This window comes from Ardenticatenales bacterium, assembly GCA_020634515.1.
In the GTDB taxonomy this organism is placed as follows: domain Bacteria; phylum Chloroflexota; class Anaerolineae; order Promineifilales; family Promineifilaceae; genus JAGVTM01.
The window spans coordinates 431,679-450,261 of sequence record JACKBL010000001.1 but is presented as its reverse complement, the minus strand read 5'-3'; the positions used below and the strand labels follow the sequence as shown (position 1 = coordinate 450,261).

The following is an 18,583-nucleotide window of genomic DNA, read 5'->3' as shown; positions in this document are numbered from 1 at the left end:
CAAGACAGCGTCTTGTCCTACATTGCGGCCATCCGTAGGTCAATTTGCCGAAATTGACCGGACAAGACAGCGTCTTGTCCTACATTGCGGCCATCCGCAGGTCAATTTGCCGAAATTGACCGGACAAGACAGCGTCTTGTCCTACATTGCGGCCATCCGCAGGTCAATTTGCCGAAATTGACCGGACAAGACAGCGTCTTGTCCTACATTGCCGCCATCCGCAGGTCAATTTGCCGAAATTGACCGGACAAGACAGCGTCTTGTCCTACATTGCGGCCACCCGCAGGTCAATTTGCCGAAATTGACCGGACAAGACAGCGGCCCGTCCTACAACGCCGCCACCCGCAGGTCAATTTGCCGAAATTGACCGGACAAGACAGCGTCTTGTCCTACATTGCGGCCATCCGCAGGTCAATTTGCCGAAATTGACCGGACAAGACAGCGTCTTGTCCTACACACGCGGCCACCCGCAGGTCAATTTGCCGAAATTGACCGGACAAGACAGCGTCTTGTCCTACATTGCAACCACCCGCAGGTCAATTTGCCGAAATTGACCGGACAAGACAGCGTCTTGTCCCATTGCGGCCACCCGCAGGTCAATTTGCCGAAATTGACCGGACAAGACAGCGTCCCGTGCAACCCAGGTCAATTTGCCGAAATTGACCGGACAAGACAGCGGCCCGTCCACCATCCGTAGGTCAATTTGCCGAAATTGACCGGACAAGACAGCGTCTTGTCCTACAACGCCGCCATCCGTAGGTCAATTTGCCGAAATTGACCGGACAAGACAGCGTCTTGTCCTACAACGCCGCCATCCGTAGGTCAATTTGCCGAAATTGACCGGACAAGACAGCGGCCCGTCCTACAACGCCGCCATCCGTAGGTCAATTTGCCGAAATTGACCGGACAAGACAGCGTCTTGTCCTACAACGCCGCCATCCGTAGGTCAATTTGCCGAAATTGACCGGACAAGACAGCGTCTTGTCCTACAACGCCGCCATCCGTAGGTCAATTTGCCGAAATTGACCGGACAAGACAGCGTCTTGTCCTACAACGCCGCCATCCGTAGGTCAATTTGCCGAAATTGACCGGACAAGACAGCGTCTTGTCCTACATTGCGGCCATCCGTAGGTCAATTTGCCGAAATTGACCAGTCTCTCCGGGAATAAAAAAGCTCTGCCCATTGATGTGAGCAGAGCTTTTCACTCATCAGATACTGCGTTGTGTCTCGCGTTCTCACGCTTTCTTCAAAACGGGCAGCCCATTCTTGCTTTCCGAAACGATGTACCCGGCGGGGACAGCATCCAGAGCGCCTTCTTTGGCCTCTTTGGCGAAGAAGTAAATGGTTTGCTTCGTTCCATTCTTCAACGTTGTCTCGCGGCCATGCAGAATGTAGGCATTGCCTTTGGAATTGGTGTAGGAATAAGCCATCGTCATTACCTTCCTTGTGAATTTGTTTGCCACGTGCGAGGAAAGGCAATCAAGACAGTTGGCGGCTCACACGTGGTTCCTCCAGCATGAGTAGGTGCACTGCGCCCGACTCATGCTCATTGACTGAGCGGCGCGTATCTTAGAGTAGTTTACACTGGAAAGCAACATTTTTTCACCTGAAGCGAATTCTTTAAGGTTTACTCTCAGGTGGAATTCAGGAAGCGTATGCTTCAAGCGTCAATTGACGCCCTTTTTGGAGACTGTTATACTTTTTCGACCTCTGGCGGCAGGCGGGCCGCCCTCCCAGACCGCAATACGTTGGCTCTCTGCAAACTCATCGGGTCATGGCCTAAATATGGGGCGGCATGGAGATTTTAGTCGGGACCGTTCCGGCTGAAGCCTCCACTCCCCCTGAGATGCCAAGAGCCAAAACTTCTACTCAAAATGGAACAGCATGGCAGATAAAGACAAACTCGTCTCTCGTAGTGAAGATTTTAATGAATGGTACAACAGCCTGGTGCTGAAGGCGGACATGGCCGACTATGGCCCCGTGCGCGGCACGATGATCGTGAAGCCGTATGGCTGGGCGTTGTGGGAAAATATGCAGCAGGCATTGGACCGCCGCTTTAAGGCCACGGGGGTGCAAAACGCGGGCTTTCCCCTCTTTATCCCCATGAGTTTTTTGGAAAAAGAGTCGAAGCACGTGGAAGGGTTCGCCCCGGAACTGGCGGTGGTCACGCATGGCGGCGGGCAAGAATTGGGGGAGCCGCTGGTGGTGCGCCCCACGTCGGAGACGATCATCGGCCACGCTTACGCCAACTGGATTCAGAGCTACCGCGACCTGCCCGTGCTGATCAACCTGTGGAACAGCGTGGTGCGCTGGGAGCTACGCACGAAGCTGTTTTTGCGCACGCTGGAGTTTTACTGGCAGGAAGGGCACACGGCCCACGCCACCGCCGCCGAAGCGGAAGAACGCACGCGGCAAATGCTGGAAGTGTACGCGGATTTCGCCATCAACGAGGCGGCCATCCCCGTCATTCGCGGCGAGAAGTCGGCGTTGGAGCGTTTCGCGGGCGCGGACCGCACGTACACGATTGAGGCGATGATGGGGGATGGCAAGGCGCTGCAATCGGGCACGTCGCACAACCTGGGGCAGAATTTCGCCCGCGCCTTTGACATTCAATATCTGGACGCGAACAACGAGCTGCAACATTGCTGGACCACGTCCTGGGGATTGAGTACGCGCTTCGTGGGCGCGGTGGTGATGACGCACGGGGACGATGCGGGGCTGGTGCTGCCGCCGCGCCTGGCGCCTTACCAGACGGTGATTGTGCCCATTTACCGACGGGACGAGGAACGCGCCACGGTGATGGAGGCGGTGGAGCAGATTGCGCGGGCGTTGGTGGCAGAAGGTATTCGCGTCAAGGTGGACGACCGCGACAACCTCACGCCGGGCTTCAAATTCAACGATTGGGAGTTGCGCGGCGTGCCCACGCGCATTGAAATCGGGCCGCGTGACGTGGCGAAGAATGCGGTGGCGTTGGCCCGCCGCGATGTGCCGGGGCGCGAGGGGAAGGTTTTTGTGAGCCAGGATGGTCTGGCGGCGCGGGTCAAGGAGCTGCTGACGGAGATTCATGTGGGGATGCTGGATAAAGCCACCCGCTTCCGCGACGCGAACACGCATGACGTGAGCGATTATGCGGGCTTCAAAGAGGCGATCCAGACGGGTTTTGCGCGGGTCTGGTGGGCCGGCGGCAACGAGGATGAGTTGCGGGTGAAGGAAGAGACGAAGGCGACGATTCGCTGCTTTCCGTTGGAGCAGCCGGGCGGGGGCGGCGTCTGTTTCTACACGGGTAAGCCGGCGGACCGGGTCGCTATTTTTAGCCGGGCCTATTGAAAGCCTGAAGAAACCGGTTTTTACGACGATGCCAGGAGAACGTTATGCGGCTGTCGCGCGCGTTTGGTAAGACATTACGGGAGGCCCCGGCTGACGCGGAGATGATCAGCCATCAGCTGTTGATTCGGGGGAGTTTTGTAAGGCCATTGAGTGCCGGCATTTACACCTACATGCCCCTCGGCTACCGCGTCCTGCGTAACCTGTGGCGCATCATGTCCGAAGAGATGGACGCCATCGGCGGACAAGAAATGTGGATGCCTAATCTACACCCCGCGACCATCTGGCAAGCCACCGGTCGCTGGAACACCGTAGACGTCCTCATGAAGTTGGAAGGGAGCGGGGGGCGGGAATACGCCCTCTCCCCCACGCACGAAGAAGTCGTCAACGACCTCACCCTGCGCGACGTAGAGAGCTACCGCGATCTGCCCCGCTTCATCTACCACATCTCCAAGAAGTTCCGCGACGAACCCCGCGCGCGCGGCGGCCTCATCCGCCTGCGCGAATTCGTGATGAAGGACGCCTACACGCTGGACGCCAACGAAGCCTCCCTGGACGCCTTCTATCCCCAAATCCTGGCCGCCTACAAACGCATCTTCGACCGCTGCGGCGTTCCGGCAGTGATGATCAACGCCGACGTGGGCGCCATGGGCGGCAAATCGTCGCAGGAGTTCACCGTGCCCCACCCGCAGGGAGAAGACCTGTTCATCGCCTGCGAAGCGTGCGACTACGCCGCCAACGTAGAAGCCGCCGTTTTTGTGCGTGAGGGTCGTCCGCCCGCCACGCCGGAGCCGCTGACAAAAGTCGCCACGCCCAACTGCACCACCATCGCCGAAGTCGCTGCCTTCATTGGCGTGCCCACCAGCCAGACCGTGAAGGCGGTCTTTTATTGGGCGACGCCGTTGGGCCAGCCGGAAACGGCGGGGCGGTTCGTTTTTGCCCTTGTGCGCGGCGACCTGGACGTGAACGAGGTGAAGTTGAGCAATGCCCTGGATGGTCGCGTGCTGCGCGCGGCCACGGACGAGGAAATCCGGGCGGCGGGGGCGGTTCCGGGATATGCGTCGGCGGTGGGGCTGCCGATTGCCACGGATTTGGATGCGCCGGGTGTATTCGTGATTGCCGACCCTTCCATTGAAGCCGGGGGAAACTTCGTGGTCGGCGCGAACGACGCAGGCTACCACTTCACGGGAGCCAACTATCCCCGCGACCACGCCATTAGCCAGATGGCGGACATTGCCCAGGCGGATACGGGCCACCAGTGCCCGCGGTGCGGCGGGCGTTTTGTGGCGCGGCGCGGCATTGAGTTAGGCCACTGCTTTAAGTTGGGAACGCGGTACAGCGCCCCCGTCAATGCCGTTTACCTGGACGAGGAGAACCAGCCGCAATTGATTTATATGGGGTCGTATGGGATCGGGCTGGATCGGCTGATGGCGGTGATTGCGGAGTTGCATCACGACGCGGATGGGTTGATCTGGCCGGAGAGCGTGGCCCCGTACCGGGTGCATTTGCTGCATCTGGGGAAGGGAGAGGATGTGCGGCTGGCGGCGGAGGGGCTTTATGCGCGGTTGCAGGCGGCGGGCGTGGCGGTTTTGTATGATGATCGGGAGGTGAGTGCCGGCATTAAATTCAAAGACGCCGACCTCATAGGCATCCCCTACCGCCTGGCTGTGGGCGGGCGCGGTCTGTCCCAGGGAACCGTGGAGCTAAAACGACGCGGCGAGTCCAGCCGCCAGGACATCCCTCTGGAAGACGTGGTACAAACCGTTAAGGACTGACGATGAAATAAAGTACGGACTTGCCTCGTCAGTTTGCAGGAACGGTTTGGATGTTGCCGGCATATTTCACCTGTGGCATAATTCGCTTTACAACATCGGTTTTGGGCCATTAGCTCAGTTGGCAGAGCAGGTGACTTTTAATCACTTGGTCGGGGGTTCGAGTCCCTCATGGCCCACTTCCATCAGACCAGCCAAAGAGTCGCGGCAGCGGCTCTTTTTTGTTGCGCTGCGCGACCAGGCCGCGATGCCTTGCCATCTCCCCGACTTACTCGTAGAATTCGCCCACTATGACGCTCGTGTCCCGTAACTACTAACGCGCTAGAAAATTGGTCCAATCTGGCTTAGCCGTTACCGTGCCCCAAAAATAAAGGATGAAAGACGACAAATGGCGAAGGACTTATTCGTCATTCGTCCGTTCTACCTGATAACTTTTCTCAAAGGAGATCCGACGTGGCAACACCCGCCGAACATCAAGAAGCATTGAAGAAAATCAAGGGAGGATTGGCGACAAAGATACGCATTCTGGCTAACCATGACTGTTGCCCGGTGTGCAGGCAGGCCCAGGGCGCGTATGAGTTTGATGACGTACCGGAACTGCCGGTGGAGGGCTGTTCTCATCCCCAGGGCTGCCGCTGCACGTATGCCCCGGTGCTGGATCGGTTTGGCCCGTAGGGGCGCGTTTCTTCTGTCACTATGGGCGCTGCGCCGGAATGCCGGCATTTACCCCCATTCCCCACCCAATCGCCTATGTCCCCTGCTCCCCGACACGCTTCGCTGATGCGCGGCTGGTTCTGCCTCCTCACACTCTTCCTGGCAGCCTGCGGCGGCGCGGCGGCGCAGCCCACTCCCACCCCCACACGCGATCCCATCGTGGTCCACGGTGAAACGGTCTTCAATCTTCATTGCGCCACCTGCCACGCAACCGCGCCGGACACCATCATCGTCGGTCCTTCACTGGCAGGCGTGGCCGAACGCGCCGGCACGCGCGACGCCAACCTGACGGCCAAACAGTACATCGAAATATCCATTTTGCGACCAGATGCGTATCTTGTGGCCGGTTTTCCCAACGCAATGCCGGCAGACCTGGGCAAAAAACTCACCAGCGAAGAACTAGACGCCGTCGTCACCTTCCTGCTCACCCTAAAATAGTTAACATAACCATACATCATACATCATACATCATACTTCTCCATTCACCACTGACCCAGGAGGCCCCCATGTCAACCCTTCTCAAATGGATTTCGCGCATTTTACTTCTGCTAGTGGGCATCGTGGTGCTACTGATGCTCATCGCCGCCTTCACACCCATCCCCGCCGACCCCGTCGTCGCCCCCGCCGACTACGGCGCGGGCGCCAGCAGCGTGGAACCCTCCTACAGCGGCCTGCAACGCGCCTGGCCGCCGGAAAACACCCCCGCCGACAATGCCACAACCCCGGAAAAAGTCGCATTGGGTCGCCTGCTGTTCTTTGATCCCATCCTCTCCGTCAACGACGACATCGCCTGCGCCACCTGCCACCACCCCGATCTGGCCTTTAGCGACGGGCAGGCGCGGCCAACCGGGGCCAGCGGCAAGATGATGCCGCGCAATGCGCCCGGCCTGTGGAACGTCGTGTACCAGAAGTCGCTGTTTTGGGACGGGCGCGCCGCGTCGTTGGAGGATCAGGTACAGACGGCGGTGACGCATGTGGATGAGATGGGCAGCGATCCGGTGGATATGGAAGCGCAATTACAGGCGATTCCCGAATATGTAACGATGTTTAACGCTGCTTTTGGCGGCGGCGAGGCGGCGGTAACGCTGGCGCACGCCACCCAGGCCATTGCCGCTTTCGAGCGCACGCTGGTAAGCAACAACAGTCCATTTGACCAGTACGCTGCCGGCAATTTTGACTCCCTCACTCAACAGCAACGCCGCGGCCTCAACCTGTTCCGCTCCGCCGCCACCCGCTGCTTTGAATGCCACTCCGCGCCCACCTTCACCAACGACACCTTCCGCGTCATTGGCGTCCCCAGCGACGATCCGGGGCGCACAGGCGTGGCTGCCGATGCCCCCGCGGGCGCGTTCAAAGTCCCCTCCCTGCGCAACGTGGCCCTCACCGCCCCCTACATGCACGACGGCTCCCTGGCCTCGCTGGAGGAAGTCGTCGATTTTTATGCCGACGGCGGTGGGCGGGCACACGGTATGAGCAACGTGGACCAGTTCATCCTCGGCTTTGACCTCACGGACCAGGAGAAGGCGGACCTGATCGCCTTCCTCTACGCACTCACGGACGAACAAACCCGCCCCGAAATCCCCGCCGCCGTCCCCTCCGGGCTGCCCGTGGTGCAGCCCGTGGACAATCCGGCGCGGGCGGAAGTCGCGGCGGCGAACGCGGTCAACGCCGCCGGCGAACGTTTGCAACCGGCGCGCGCGCCGATGACGATCCGCGTGGAAACGGGCGAGCCAATCCAGGCCGCCGTGGACCGCGCCCGTCCGGGAGATACGGTGCTGGTTCCGTATGGTGTCTACCACGAGCGCGTGGTGGTGGACCTGAGCGATTTTACGCTGTTGGGCGAGGCGAACGCGGCCGGGGATTGGCCGGTACTGGATGGCCTGGGGGAGATGGCGGATGGCGTGATTGCCTCAGGCAACAATTTTGAAATGGCGAATTTCGTGGTGCGACATTACAAGAGTAATGGCGTGCTGGTGGAGGGCGCGACGGGGGTGCATTTGCATCATCTGTATGTGGAGGATACGGGGACGTATGGGATTTATCCGACGCGCAGCACGAATGTGTTGGTGGAGGATTCGACGGCGGTGGGGATGCATGATGCCGGCATTTATGCCGGCAAATGCGCGCAAGTCGTCGTCCGTAACAATGTCGCCTATGGCAACGTCCTGGGCATCGAGGTCGAAAACACCGACACCGCCGAAATCTACGGCAACCACACCTACGACAACGCCACCGGCATCTTCGTGGACCTGCTCCCCAACCTCCCCTCTAAAGTCTCTCTGAACACAAAAGTGTACGACAACCTGGTGGAGAACAACAACCACGTCAACTTCGCCCCGCCGGAAATCACCGCCGCGCTCGTGCCCGAAGGGGCGGGCATTGTCCTTCTGGGCACAAACCAGGCGGAGATTTTCGAAAATACGGTGCAGGGGAACAATAGTGCCGGCATCGCCGTCTTCAACCTCACCATCGCCTTTGACCCCGCCACCGTAGACGTTGGCCCCATTCCCGAAGACAACTGGATTCACGACAACATCCTGGAAAACAACGGCGCCAAACCCGACAAAATGGTCGCCGACCTGGGCATCCCCGGCGCCGACATCCTCTGGGACGTTTCCGGCAAAGGCAACACCTTCGACCAACCCGGAGCCAGCAAATTCCCGCCCCTCATGCCCACCAGCAAATGGCCTACGCCCCTCTACCGCATCTACTGGCACACCCTCAACCTGGCCCTCAAACTCCTGGGATAAGGCCCAAATCAGACGAAAACGCGGGCGCGCCGCGCGGTATGCGTGGCGCGCCCGCCTCCTCACCACCCACATGCTCACCCTGGCACGCGCCGCCATCGCTCGCCGCTTCATTGGCTGGATTTTTGCCCACATGAGCAACCTCTTGCCCCTCAAACGACTGCGGGAAACGGAAACGCTGCTCGCCTTCCACCATCCCCAACCGAATTACCCACTGCACATCCTGCTCGTCCCCAAGCGGACCATCCCCAACCTCGCCGCCCTCACACCCGCCGACGCCGACTTCACCGCCGATTTATTCGCCGTCGTGCAAAGCCTCATCGCCCAATTCGACCTGCAACAACACGGGTATCGCCTCATCGTCAACGGCGGCCCCAACCAGCACATCCCCCAACTCCACTTCCACCTGATCAGCGACCTTCCCACCCGCCTCGAATGAGCGCCGCGGCGCGCCACCAGCAATGAGAACATCTTCCCGGAAGCTGTTACCCAGGCTATCATCCGTGAATGAGCTTCCGGGAAGATTATTTTCGAAGGAAAAATCCATGAACATCGAAAACAACCCCGACTACCCGATGGTCCGTGACCTCTACGCCATCCCCCGATTGTTTGGCGTCTCCGGCCGACGCGAACGCGCCGATTTCCTCTATCGTAATAACGAAACCGGCGTGCCTTTGCTATACCACTGGCACGCCGGCGAGTCTCGGCTTCTCACGCCCGGCAATGAGTCCGTTTATGGCGAGGCCGTCCTCCACCCCACACAGCCCTGGGTCATCTTTGCCCAAGATGAAGGCGGCAGCGAAAAATACAACATCTTCCGCCTGGACTACGAGAGCGGCGAGCGACAACAGATCACCCCCGCCCCCATTGGCCGCGTTGGCTGGCTGGCCTGGCTCACCGATGATAGCTGGCTGGTCGCCGGCGGTGATGACGAGGAGCAATACGTGCGCATTCTGCAGACGAACGGCGACATGCGCACCCTTTTTACCAGTAGCCGCTGGCTCCTCTCTATTGACTATGACCCCGATCTGGGCCTGGCGGCGCTCTCCGTCGGGCGCGGCGCGGACAAAACCAACTTCGATGTGGGCATCCTGGATGTCGCCGCGGGGCAGCTCACGCGCTGGCACAGCGAAAGCGATGCCTCCCGCGAGGCCCAGGTAACCATCCGCGCCGGCCAACTCGCCTACACCACCACCGTCAACAAAGACCAGGAACAAATTATCATCCGCGACCTGGCCCACGGCGCGGAACTTCAACGCATTCCCGTTCCCGGCAACGTGGAAGACATGCACTGGTTGGACGCCGAAACCATCGTCGCCATCGTTGGCCACCATGCGCGCCTGCAACCGCGCCAGCTTTCCTGGCGCGACGGCGTCTGGTCAGAACCGCTGGGAACCACCTCCGCCTGGGCAGTCACCGTCACCCAGGATGGCCCCGTCTGGGCGGGCAGCCGCCTGGACCAGCCCAACACCATCAGCCGCTATCGCCGCGGGTCGGCGGAGGACGTGATCACCGTCACGCAGGCGGGCTCCTACGTGCCCGTGGAAAATCACTGGTTCACCTCCTTCGATGGGCGGCAAGTGCAGGGCTGGCTGCTGCGTAACGCGCAGGCGGATGCGCCATTGGTCGTCTACTGCCACGGCGGCCCCACCTCCGTCACTTCCGACATGTGGCGGGCGCAAATCCAGGCGCTGGCGCTGGCCGGCTTCCACGTTTTCGCCCCCAATTTTCGCGGCAGCACCTCCTTTGGCACGACGTTTGAAGAGTTGAACATCGGCGACCTGGGCGGAGGGGATATGCAGGACGTCCTCTTTGGGGCGCGCTATGCAGCGCAGGCGCTAGGCAGCGGCGAGAAACCGGCGATTACGGGCGGCTCCTATGGCGGCTTCCTCACCCTTTTTGCCCTCACCACGCAGCCGGACGAGTGGGCCGGCGGCGTCGGCATCGTGCCCGTGGCGGATTGGGTGGACGACTATTATCTGTTGGACGCCGGTTTTCGCTTCTACGATGAATTCTTCTTCGGCGGCAGCCCCACGGAAAAACCGGACCTGTACCGCGAACGCTCCCCCATCACCTACCTGGCGCAACTCAAAGCGCCACTGCTCATTCTACATGGCGAAAACGACTCCCGCTGCGCCATTGAGCCGGTCATCCGCTTCGCCGAAGAGGCCAAAACGCGCGGGCTGCCCGTGGAAATGGTGATCACGCGGGACGAGGGGCATGGCTCCGTGGTCAACATCAACGCCATACGGGACACCGTTATGACGTTGACACACATGAGACGCCTGTTTGCCCCAGACGCCGATAATTCGCATTCTAGTACCTCGACAACCTAAAAATGAGGGGTGAGGATGCGAACTCCTCAAAATCACATTGTTGAGGTACTAGCATCTGACGGGAGAGGCGGGACCGGCAGGGCGTCATCTTGATAGCGACCGACACACTGTCACCCGCCTGTCTCGCCCTTTATGCCGGCAGCATAAAGATAAAACGCCGCGAAAAAGATACCGTTTGTCTGGCGCAATAGGATTGCGCGCCGCCCCCCGGCGCCTTATCATGCCAACTTGAGCATTGCCCACCGGAAGGGTTCGTTCTTGCTTACCGGATAACCCAACGTTGGTTTTGCACGAACCCTCAGCCGATTTCGATTTTGGTGACGGCGTCGAAATCGAGGGATTCGCCGGAGCCAAGAATCGTTTCCAGGGCCATATTGGCAAACTGGAAGAACGCTTGCAAGTCGTCTACGCGCTCCAGGTAGAAGGCGGCCAGCTCTTTTTCCTCTGGGCTGAGGCCAGACTCCGCCTTTTGCAATCGGGCGACGCTGTCACCCAGCACTTGCAACGCCGTTTGCACTTCGCGCCGCTCCCGCCCGTTCAACACGCTGCGGATCACCTGCCACATATCGTGTTCCGCTTCGTAGTACTTTTTCCGCTCCCCACGCACCCACACTTCCTTGGCCATGCCCCACCGCTCCAGGGCGCGCATGTTCATGCTCACCGAGCCTTTGCTGATTTTCAGCCGCTCCATCAAGTCGTCCAATGAAAGTGGCTCCGGGCTGAGCAGAAGCGTGCCATAGAGCCGCCCCATCACCTCGCCAAACCCAAAAAAGCGAGCCAGACGACCGAGGCCCGCGACGGTGCTTTCGTTGACGGCAGTTAATGCGTGGTCCATAATTTCCCTTTTGTTCAGAACGTTTTGAATGAAGGTTAGCAAAAACAGGGAGATATGACAAGGATAGAAATAGGGAGCAGGGAACGGAAAGAAGATTGGTCCAATCTCAGCAAGTTAATTTTGGACGATTACTTAGTCTGACCAGTGGAGCAAAGGGCCGTGGCCGCGGGTGAGCCGCCAGGGGGCGGCGGCACGGATGGCTTGTTGGGTGAAGGCGTGGGCGGCGGCGATGGCCTGGGGCAGCGGTTGCCCTTGCGCGAGATAGTTGATGATGGCGGCGCTGAGGGTGTCACCGCTGCCGTGGGTGTTGGCGGTGGTTTGGCGCGGGGCGCGAAAGAGGGTGATCTGGCCGTCGTGGAGGATGTCCACGAGGTGGGGGCCATCGGGGATGCTTTTGAGGAGCCAGGGGCGAGGGTGGGCGGCGCGCAGGTGTTGAAGGGCGGCCACCCCTTCTGCGACATGCCTTACCGCCATTCCGCTCAACAGTTCCGCCTCCCGCCGGTTTGGCGTAATCAGTGCAGCGCGCGGGAACAGGGCCATTTCGTACGCCAGGGTCACGGCGGCGGGAAACATGGCTTCGCCGCGATGATTCACTAACACCGGATCGACCAGCAGGGGGATGTGGGCGTACGGGGCAAGGGCGGCGGCGATGGTTTGCACCAGGTCGGCTTGACCGATGAAGCCTGTTTTGATGGCGTCGGCGCCGTAGTCGCCGAGGACACTCTCTATCTGGGCGGCGACGAGCGCAGGCGGGAGGAAGTGGGCGGCGGCGATGCGTTCGCTGTCTTGCGCGGTGACGACGGTGAGGGCGCTCATGCCGTAGGCGTGCAGGGCGGTGAAGGTTTTGAGGTCGGCTTGAATGCCGGCAGCGCCGCCGCTGTCCGAGCCGCCAATAGTCAGGAGCCTCAACGGGTAGGATGAGGACATGGTTACCGCAAAGGGGCGAAGATTGGTCCAATCCCAAAGATTGGACCAATCTGGCCATGGATTTTACATATGGCTGATGATGGCGTCGGCGAAGCCAGACGTACTCACCTTCGTGGCCCCTTCCATCTGGCGATGCAGGTCGTAGGTAACGGTCCTGGCCTGGATGGCTTTGGTCATACCGTCAATAACGAGGTCGGCGGCTTCCTGCCAGCCCATGTATTCGAGCATCATGGCCCCGCTGAGGATGAGACTGCCGGGGTTGACCATGTCTTTGCCGGCATATTTCGGAGCCGTGCCATGCGTCGCTTCAAACAAAGCCACGCCATCGCCAATGTTCCCACCGGGAGCCATACCCAGGCCGCCCACCTGTGCCGCGGCGGCGTCGCTCATGTAGTCGCCGTTCAGATTCAGCGTGGCGATCACGTCGTACTCATTGGTGCGCGTGAGGAGTTGTTGCAGCATGTTGTCGGCGATACGGTCTTTGATCACGATTTTGCCGGCAGGCACTTTACCATCATACGCCGACCACAACTCATCTTCCGTGATCGTCACGTCGCCGAACTCATCTTGCGCCAACTCATACCCCCAGTTCTTAAACGCCCCCTCCGTAAACTTCATGATATTGCCCTTATGCACCAGCGTCACGCTACCGCGGTGATGGTCTACCGCGTACTGCACCGCCTGGCGCACCAGCCGCTTCGTGCCAAAGGCCGTCACCGGCTTGATGCCAATGGCCGCATCCATGCGCACATGCTTGCCCAGCTTCTCATTCATGAACTGAATAATTGCCTTTGCCTCGTCCGATTCCGCCATCCATTCAACACCCGAATAAACATCTTCCGTGTTCTCACGGAAAATAACGATGTTCATTTTCTCCGGTTCGCGCATGGGGCTGGGCGTGCCCGGAATGTAGCGCACCGGGCGCACGCACGCATACAGGTCCAGCACTTGCCGCAGCGTCACGTTCAGGCTACGGAAGCCGCCGCCGATGGGTGTCGTCAACGGGCCTTTGATGCCCACGGCGAACTCCCGCATGGCCGCGAAGGTTTCTTCGGGCATGTAGTTGCCGGCATACAGGTTGGCGGCCTTTTCGCCGGCGTAAATTTCCATCCAGGCGATCTTACGCCGGCTGCCATACGCTTTCGCCACCGCCGCATCCCAGACGCGAATGGAAGCGGGCGTAATGTCTACGCCAATTCCGTCTCCTTCGATGAAGGCCAGGATAGGATTGTCAGGAACGTGCAGCTTGCCGTCGGTATACGTGATTTTTTCGCCGTTGGGAACGACGATGTGTGAATACGCCATATTATTTCTCCTCGAGTGGAATGGTAACTGAAATGCGGGGGATTCTACCGCAGTCAGATTGATACCTGAAAATACCGCCTTGCGGCGGCACGGCTCCTGATTTTAATGCAAATTGGCTTTGCCGGCATCCCGGCGCAGCCACACACTCAATAGTAAGACACGCGCATGTTTTTCACCTCAAACACCTCAATGCGCCCCCACAAATTCGTGGACACGATATACTGATGGGCAATGGCGTTATCTTCCGCCAACGAGTTGTTTCGCACCTCATCCGCCGGCGGCGCATAAACCCCCACCATCCGCAACCCTCCCGACTCATTACGCTTTACATCTCGCCACTGGATAGCCTCTAAAACATGCTGCCGGTCTTCTCCTATCGCCTGCAGCAATTCCTTCTGAATTAACCGCATCATCAACGGCACATTCGCAAAAACAGGCGGCGAAAGGCGCACATTTATCTTGTCAACATGACTCTTGACGGCGCTATACGCCACAAGAATGGTCACAACCAGCGTCGGCAACATGCCGGCAAACCATAACGTGGCGAACAATCTCGTGGAAAAGGACGCCACCTCTGGAGGCGACTCTGGCTCAGGCTCCGGCTCATCTGGCGTACGTTCACGGAGGGCCGCGAAGCCCTGATCCAGTGTCTCCCAAATGTCCTTTTGCGCCTCCAAGACCTCCGTGGACAAACTATCACGAATCTCCTGGTAGACTCCGAGCAGTGTTTGTACAGTCTGTTCTTGAGGCGGAGGGGACGCCGGGAAAACCATGCCTTGTACTTGAGCCAATGCGCGAGGTCCAATGATCACCATCATCGGGATGACAACAACCAGTGAGAAGGAAAGCAAGCCTATTGTCGGCCCCATACCCTTGAACGAGGCATCACCCTTCTTCGCCCCGACATACCGGCTAATGAATTGCTGTTTGCGGATTTCTGGCCAGCGATTCGTCACCAGCGTCATGATAGCCAGGTTGCTGAATAGAATGCCGGCAAACAGCAGCAACGTAGCGCCAGAGCCCAAGCCAGCGAGAAAGCCCATTAGAGCAGCCAGCGCGCCCATTACCACAACCATCCCCACCCCGAACACAGCGGATCGGAAGGAATCCAGCCAGTCTGCAACATTGTACAGAATCACCTGCCACGGGGTTAACGGCAGCAAGTGCACTCTGTGTTTGTAGCGCAGTTGTAGCCAAACGCGATTGTCGGTATCACAGCGAGGGCATAGCGTCGTGGGGCGTTCACCAACAACAAAGATGCTTGTCGTATCTATTGTGAATTTCTCATTACAACAAACACATTCGATAGTGCGCGGCTGATCGGGGGGGACGTTCAGATCGGGCATCAGGTTGCTAGCTCGGAGATGCTGCCCTGCTGTACAGGGCAAGCTGAGGGAGCAATAAGGACGGGAACAATGCTTAATAGTAGCACCCTTGTCTTGATGATGGCAACTTTAAGCGGATAGGCATGCGTCAAATTCATGAATGCGGATGCATGGAACCGTAACAAGAGTGCAATACGCCGCCCCTCCACAGATTGGTTCATTCTCCAAGAAAAAGGCCAAAAACCGGGTTTTTACACATGAACCACTCTGGTAATTTCGGCCGGAAAATCGAAAAACCCGGTTTTTTCAGTGAACTCAAGAGTGAACCAATCTTGGGAAGCAGCGCGTCATGAATACTTGGTGAAAGGTAAACAGACAAGTGGGCGGGGAACCATCAACGCCCATCAAGCTGGTCTATAATAATCAAAGGGAACGATGAGCGGCAGCTACGTGCTGATGTCGCGGGCGTTTCGCCTGGAAAACGTTGGCGACTCTTCACTTCGTTTTTATACAATGAAGGTGTGTGCTTGTTCACCAGCCGCGAAGCGTGTTCTGGACGACGTTTTACAAGGCCACATTTCAGGTGACGGACACGGACAGGCAACCTAATGCCGTCCCGTCAAATGAATAGCTGACAACAAGATCTCAATGTCGCAAATTCCGGTTTAATTCGCCGCCCGCTTACAACACAGGTACATCCTGGTTTACTGCGAGAGTGTCAACCGGCCCACTGCGGAGATGACAACCCTTTGACATAATAGTTTATCCATGAAACGCGGAATTTTTCCCCCTTTTCTCATTTTTTGGGCATTGTTGCTTGCCGGCTGCGGTACGGTTAGCCCATCGACGGCAACATCTTCTGCCGGCATTCCCACGGCAACGGCCAGCACAACAGCAGCCCCAACGACCAATCCCACAGCCACGCCCACCCCTCCCCCCACATCCGCGCCCGGGCCTCAGCCCGATCTCTCCCTTTCCGCCGGCGGCATCTTAATTTATCCCGTGGCTCCCGTCTACGGCGGGGAGCGGGTGACGTTTGAGGTGCTGGCGCATGTGCCGGACCTGATTGCGCCGCGGGACGTGGGGGTGAGCATTTTTGTGAATGAGCAGTTGGTCGTGCAGGACCGCCTGAACGGTAGCAATCTGGGCGGCGATGGCGTGGGGCTGTTCCCCTGGGTGTGGACGGCGCCGGATGTGGCGGGCACGTACACGGTGACGGTGACGCTGGACCCGCAAGATGTAATTCGGGTGGGAGATGAGGATGCCGGCAATAATCAGGCGACCCATTTTCTGCAAGTAGCGACGACGACGGAGATGCCGGCATCTGTCGCCAACGCCGCCTGGATAGTAAGAGAAAACAACTGCTGCCGTGTGCACGTCGTCAGCGGCACCGCCGCCGAACGGGACCTGAACGACCTGCTCACCCTCACCGACGAGGCCGTAGCCCAGGCCGCCAGCCGCCTGGAAGAGCAGCCAAACAACCGCCTCAACGTGTACCTCGTCGACCGCGTCATCGGGCAAGGGGGCTACTCGGCGGGACCAACATTGGTCGTCTCCTATCTGGACCGGGATTATGCCGGCACGGGCCTGCGCGAAGTCCTGGTACACGAAGCCGTCCACGCCATCGACAGCCAGTTCGCCCCCAAACGCATCACCTTCCTTGCCGAAGGCGTCGCCGTCTGGGCCACCGGCGGCCACTACAAAACCGAACCACTCGACGAACGCACCGCCGCCCTCGTCGAACTTGACCGCTACGTCCCCCTCGCGCAACTCATCAACGACTTCTACCCCCATCAACACGAAATCGGCTACCTCGAAGCCGCCGGATTCATCAGCTACCTCGTCAACCAGTACGGCTGGCCCGACGTGCGCGCCTTCTACGCCAGCGTCAGCGCCGACATCGCCCCCACCCAGGCCGACGCCGTAGATATGCAGTTGCAGGCCCATTTCGGCACCACCCTGGCGCAGCTAGAAGTCGAATGGCTTGCCTACCTCGGTCGTCTACGCCCACAGCGCGAGATCGTCACCGATCTGGCAACCACCATCCGCTATTTCGACACCATGCGCCGCTATCAATCCGTCTACGACCCCACGGCATACTTCCTCACCGCCTGGCTGCCCGCACCGCAGCAGGCGGAGGAACGCGGCATCACCGCCGACCTGACACGTCACCCAGAAGAGGAGGTTAACGTGACGCTGGAAACCATGTTGGGGGCGGCGGATGAGGCCTTGCGTGCCGGCAATTACAACCGCGCCAACGTCATCCTGGACAGCGTCGAACGGGTCCTCGACTACAACGGGGACTTCCTCGATCCCCTCGCCAACAACTACCGCAACATCGTCCGCACCCTCCACGCCCGCGGCTACACAGCCCAACAGATCGACCTGCGCGGTAGTCGGGCCATCGTCCAGGCCAGCCTACAAGACACCATCCACCTGCGACAAATCCTCCTCACCCTCAACAACAGCGTCTGGTCCTTTGCCCAATAACCCGCTGCGCCGCACGCACCAACAACGCCGCCAATCACGCGCGTCTCCCACCCACGGAATCCCGTTAAAATTGCCCCTACAAAGGTGAACCATTTCCTGATTTATGCTACAATGCCCTTGCTTGCATTTGGCAGCCAGGCACACCGTCACTTGATATCCCCTCCTGGCTCTCATACGGCCTGACCCTTCAGCTTGCTGCCAAAACTACGTAGAGAGGAGAGATTTCTCAATGATTGAGGTCGAAATTGATAGTATTCGGATAAGCTTAATCTCTCAGCATCGCATCGTCATGTTGCGCGAAGTCGATGGGCAACGCCAATTGCCGATCTGGATCGGCCCGTGCGAGGCTGACGCCATTACCATCGAACTGCAAGACACGGAAATCTCCCGTCCCATGACCCACGATCTCCTCAAGAGCGTCATTGAGCAACTCCACGGCAGAATTTCACACATCCTGGTCAGCGAGCTGCGCAATCAGGTGTTCTACGCCCGCCTGGTTCTGGACGTAAAAGGGGAACAAATGGAGGTCGACTGCCGTCCCTCCGACGCCATCGCCCTGGCGGTGCGCGCCAAAGTACCCATCTTCGTCGGCGAATCCGTCCTGGACGAGGTAGGCGTGCTACCCGAACCCGACGTCAGCGCCAAAGAAGAACCAACCCAATCCGGTGAAGACACACTGGATGCCTTCATGGATTTCGTGGACACTCTGGACTTCGACGACTTCGACGAATAACGCCATCACTATCAGCCATCCACTTGGTGACCATCTAAAGACAATCTGCCATTTTGCGGGTTAGCAGGTCACCT

Annotated in this window: 14 protein-coding genes and 1 tRNA gene; 10 read left to right on the top strand and 5 right to left on the bottom strand. The window is 59.1% G+C overall.

Annotated features, from left to right (window positions below):
* Positions 1-1,236: 1,236 nt before the first annotated feature.
* Entirely contained in the window at positions 1,237-1,431 is a 195-nt protein-coding gene (locus tag H6650_01680; GenBank protein ID MCB8950702.1) for a hypothetical protein, read from the bottom strand.
* Between the two features lie 454 nt (positions 1,432-1,885).
* On the opposite strand from H6650_01680, the gene H6650_01675 reads away from it, so the two are divergent.
* The 8 genes from H6650_01675 (at position 1,886) to H6650_01640 (ending at position 10,894) form a co-directional block, all read left to right on the top strand.
* Positions 1,886-3,328, top strand: a complete 1,443-nt coding sequence (locus tag H6650_01675; protein MCB8950701.1) for a proline--tRNA ligase — start codon at positions 1,886-1,888, stop codon at positions 3,326-3,328.
* Positions 3,329-3,372: 44 nt separating this feature from the next.
* On the top strand, positions 3,373-5,100 hold the full coding sequence (locus H6650_01670; protein MCB8950700.1) for a proline--tRNA ligase: 1,728 nt from the start codon (positions 3,373-3,375) through the stop codon (positions 5,098-5,100).
* A gap of 103 nt (positions 5,101-5,203) precedes the next feature.
* Positions 5,204-5,276 (top strand) — tRNA-Lys (locus H6650_01665).
* Positions 5,277-5,550: 274 nt separating this feature from the next.
* A complete protein-coding gene (locus H6650_01660) occupies positions 5,551-5,772 on the top strand; it encodes a hypothetical protein (GenBank protein MCB8950699.1) in 222 nt (73 codons plus the stop codon).
* Between the two features lie 75 nt (positions 5,773-5,847).
* Positions 5,848-6,249 (top strand): cytochrome c, encoded by a 402-nt coding sequence (locus H6650_01655; GenBank protein ID MCB8950698.1) that lies wholly within the window; start codon positions 5,848-5,850, stop codon positions 6,247-6,249.
* Between the two features lie 68 nt (positions 6,250-6,317).
* The gene (locus tag H6650_01650; GenBank protein MCB8950697.1) at positions 6,318-8,561 is read left to right on the top strand and encodes a right-handed parallel beta-helix repeat-containing protein; all 2,244 of its coding nucleotides are present in this window, start codon (positions 6,318-6,320) and stop codon (positions 8,559-8,561) included.
* 70 nt (positions 8,562-8,631) lie between these two features.
* Positions 8,632-8,997, top strand: coding sequence for an HIT domain-containing protein (locus H6650_01645; GenBank protein ID MCB8950696.1), 366 nt, complete (start codon positions 8,632-8,634; stop codon positions 8,995-8,997).
* A 106-nt stretch (positions 8,998-9,103) separates the two neighbouring features.
* Positions 9,104-10,894, top strand: coding sequence for a S9 family peptidase (locus tag H6650_01640; GenBank protein ID MCB8950695.1), 1,791 nt, complete (start codon positions 9,104-9,106; stop codon positions 10,892-10,894).
* A gap of 298 nt (positions 10,895-11,192) precedes the next feature.
* On the opposite strand, the gene H6650_01635 is transcribed toward H6650_01640, so the two are convergent.
* The 4 genes from H6650_01635 to H6650_01620 all read right to left on the bottom strand — a co-directional run bounded on the left by H6650_01635 (position 11,193) and on the right by H6650_01620 (position 15,307).
* Positions 11,193-11,729: a hypothetical protein gene (locus H6650_01635; protein MCB8950694.1), complete on the bottom strand. Its 537-nt coding sequence runs from the start codon at positions 11,727-11,729 to the stop codon at positions 11,193-11,195.
* A gap of 132 nt (positions 11,730-11,861) precedes the next feature.
* Positions 11,862-12,656, bottom strand: a complete 795-nt coding sequence (thiD, locus tag H6650_01630) for a bifunctional hydroxymethylpyrimidine kinase/phosphomethylpyrimidine kinase (protein ID MCB8950693.1) — start codon at positions 12,654-12,656, stop codon at positions 11,862-11,864.
* Between the two features lie 63 nt (positions 12,657-12,719).
* Positions 12,720-13,961, bottom strand: a complete 1,242-nt coding sequence (gene icd / locus H6650_01625; protein MCB8950692.1) for an isocitrate dehydrogenase (NADP(+)) — start codon at positions 13,959-13,961, stop codon at positions 12,720-12,722.
* Positions 13,962-14,107: 146 nt separating this feature from the next.
* Positions 14,108-15,307, bottom strand: coding sequence for a hypothetical protein (locus H6650_01620; GenBank protein ID MCB8950691.1), 1,200 nt, complete (start codon positions 15,305-15,307; stop codon positions 14,108-14,110).
* A gap of 747 nt (positions 15,308-16,054) precedes the next feature.
* Here H6650_01620 and H6650_01615 point away from each other — a divergent pair.
* Positions 16,055-17,776, top strand: coding sequence for a hypothetical protein (locus H6650_01615; GenBank protein ID MCB8950690.1), 1,722 nt, complete (start codon positions 16,055-16,057; stop codon positions 17,774-17,776).
* A gap of 229 nt (positions 17,777-18,005) precedes the next feature.
* Positions 18,006-18,509: a bifunctional nuclease family protein gene (locus tag H6650_01610; GenBank protein MCB8950689.1), complete on the top strand. Its 504-nt coding sequence runs from the start codon at positions 18,006-18,008 to the stop codon at positions 18,507-18,509.
* The last annotated feature ends 74 nt before the right edge of the window (positions 18,510-18,583 follow it).

Coding starts and splice junctions, on each gene's coding strand:
- H6650_01680 (MCB8950702.1), bottom strand. CDS start 1,431: ATGGCTTATTCCTACACCAATTCCAAAGGCAATGCCTACATTCTGCAT.
- H6650_01675 (MCB8950701.1), top strand. CDS start 1,886: ATGGCAGATAAAGACAAACTCGTCTCTCGTAGTGAAGATTTTAATGAA.
- H6650_01670 (MCB8950700.1), top strand. CDS start 3,373: ATGCGGCTGTCGCGCGCGTTTGGTAAGACATTACGGGAGGCCCCGGCT.
- H6650_01655 (MCB8950698.1), top strand. CDS start 5,848: ATGTCCCCTGCTCCCCGACACGCTTCGCTGATGCGCGGCTGGTTCTGC.
- H6650_01650 (MCB8950697.1), top strand. CDS start 6,318: ATGTCAACCCTTCTCAAATGGATTTCGCGCATTTTACTTCTGCTAGTG.
- H6650_01645 (MCB8950696.1), top strand. CDS start 8,632: ATGCTCACCCTGGCACGCGCCGCCATCGCTCGCCGCTTCATTGGCTGG.
- H6650_01640 (MCB8950695.1), top strand. CDS start 9,104: ATGAACATCGAAAACAACCCCGACTACCCGATGGTCCGTGACCTCTAC.
- H6650_01635 (MCB8950694.1), bottom strand. CDS start 11,729: ATGGACCACGCATTAACTGCCGTCAACGAAAGCACCGTCGCGGGCCTC.
- thiD (MCB8950693.1), bottom strand. CDS start 12,656: ATGTCCTCATCCTACCCGTTGAGGCTCCTGACTATTGGCGGCTCGGAC.
- icd (MCB8950692.1), bottom strand. CDS start 13,961: ATGGCGTATTCACACATCGTCGTTCCCAACGGCGAAAAAATCACGTAT.
- H6650_01620 (MCB8950691.1), bottom strand. CDS start 15,307: ATGCCCGATCTGAACGTCCCCCCCGATCAGCCGCGCACTATCGAATGT.
- H6650_01615 (MCB8950690.1), top strand. CDS start 16,055: ATGAAACGCGGAATTTTTCCCCCTTTTCTCATTTTTTGGGCATTGTTG.
- H6650_01610 (MCB8950689.1), top strand. CDS start 18,006: ATGATTGAGGTCGAAATTGATAGTATTCGGATAAGCTTAATCTCTCAG.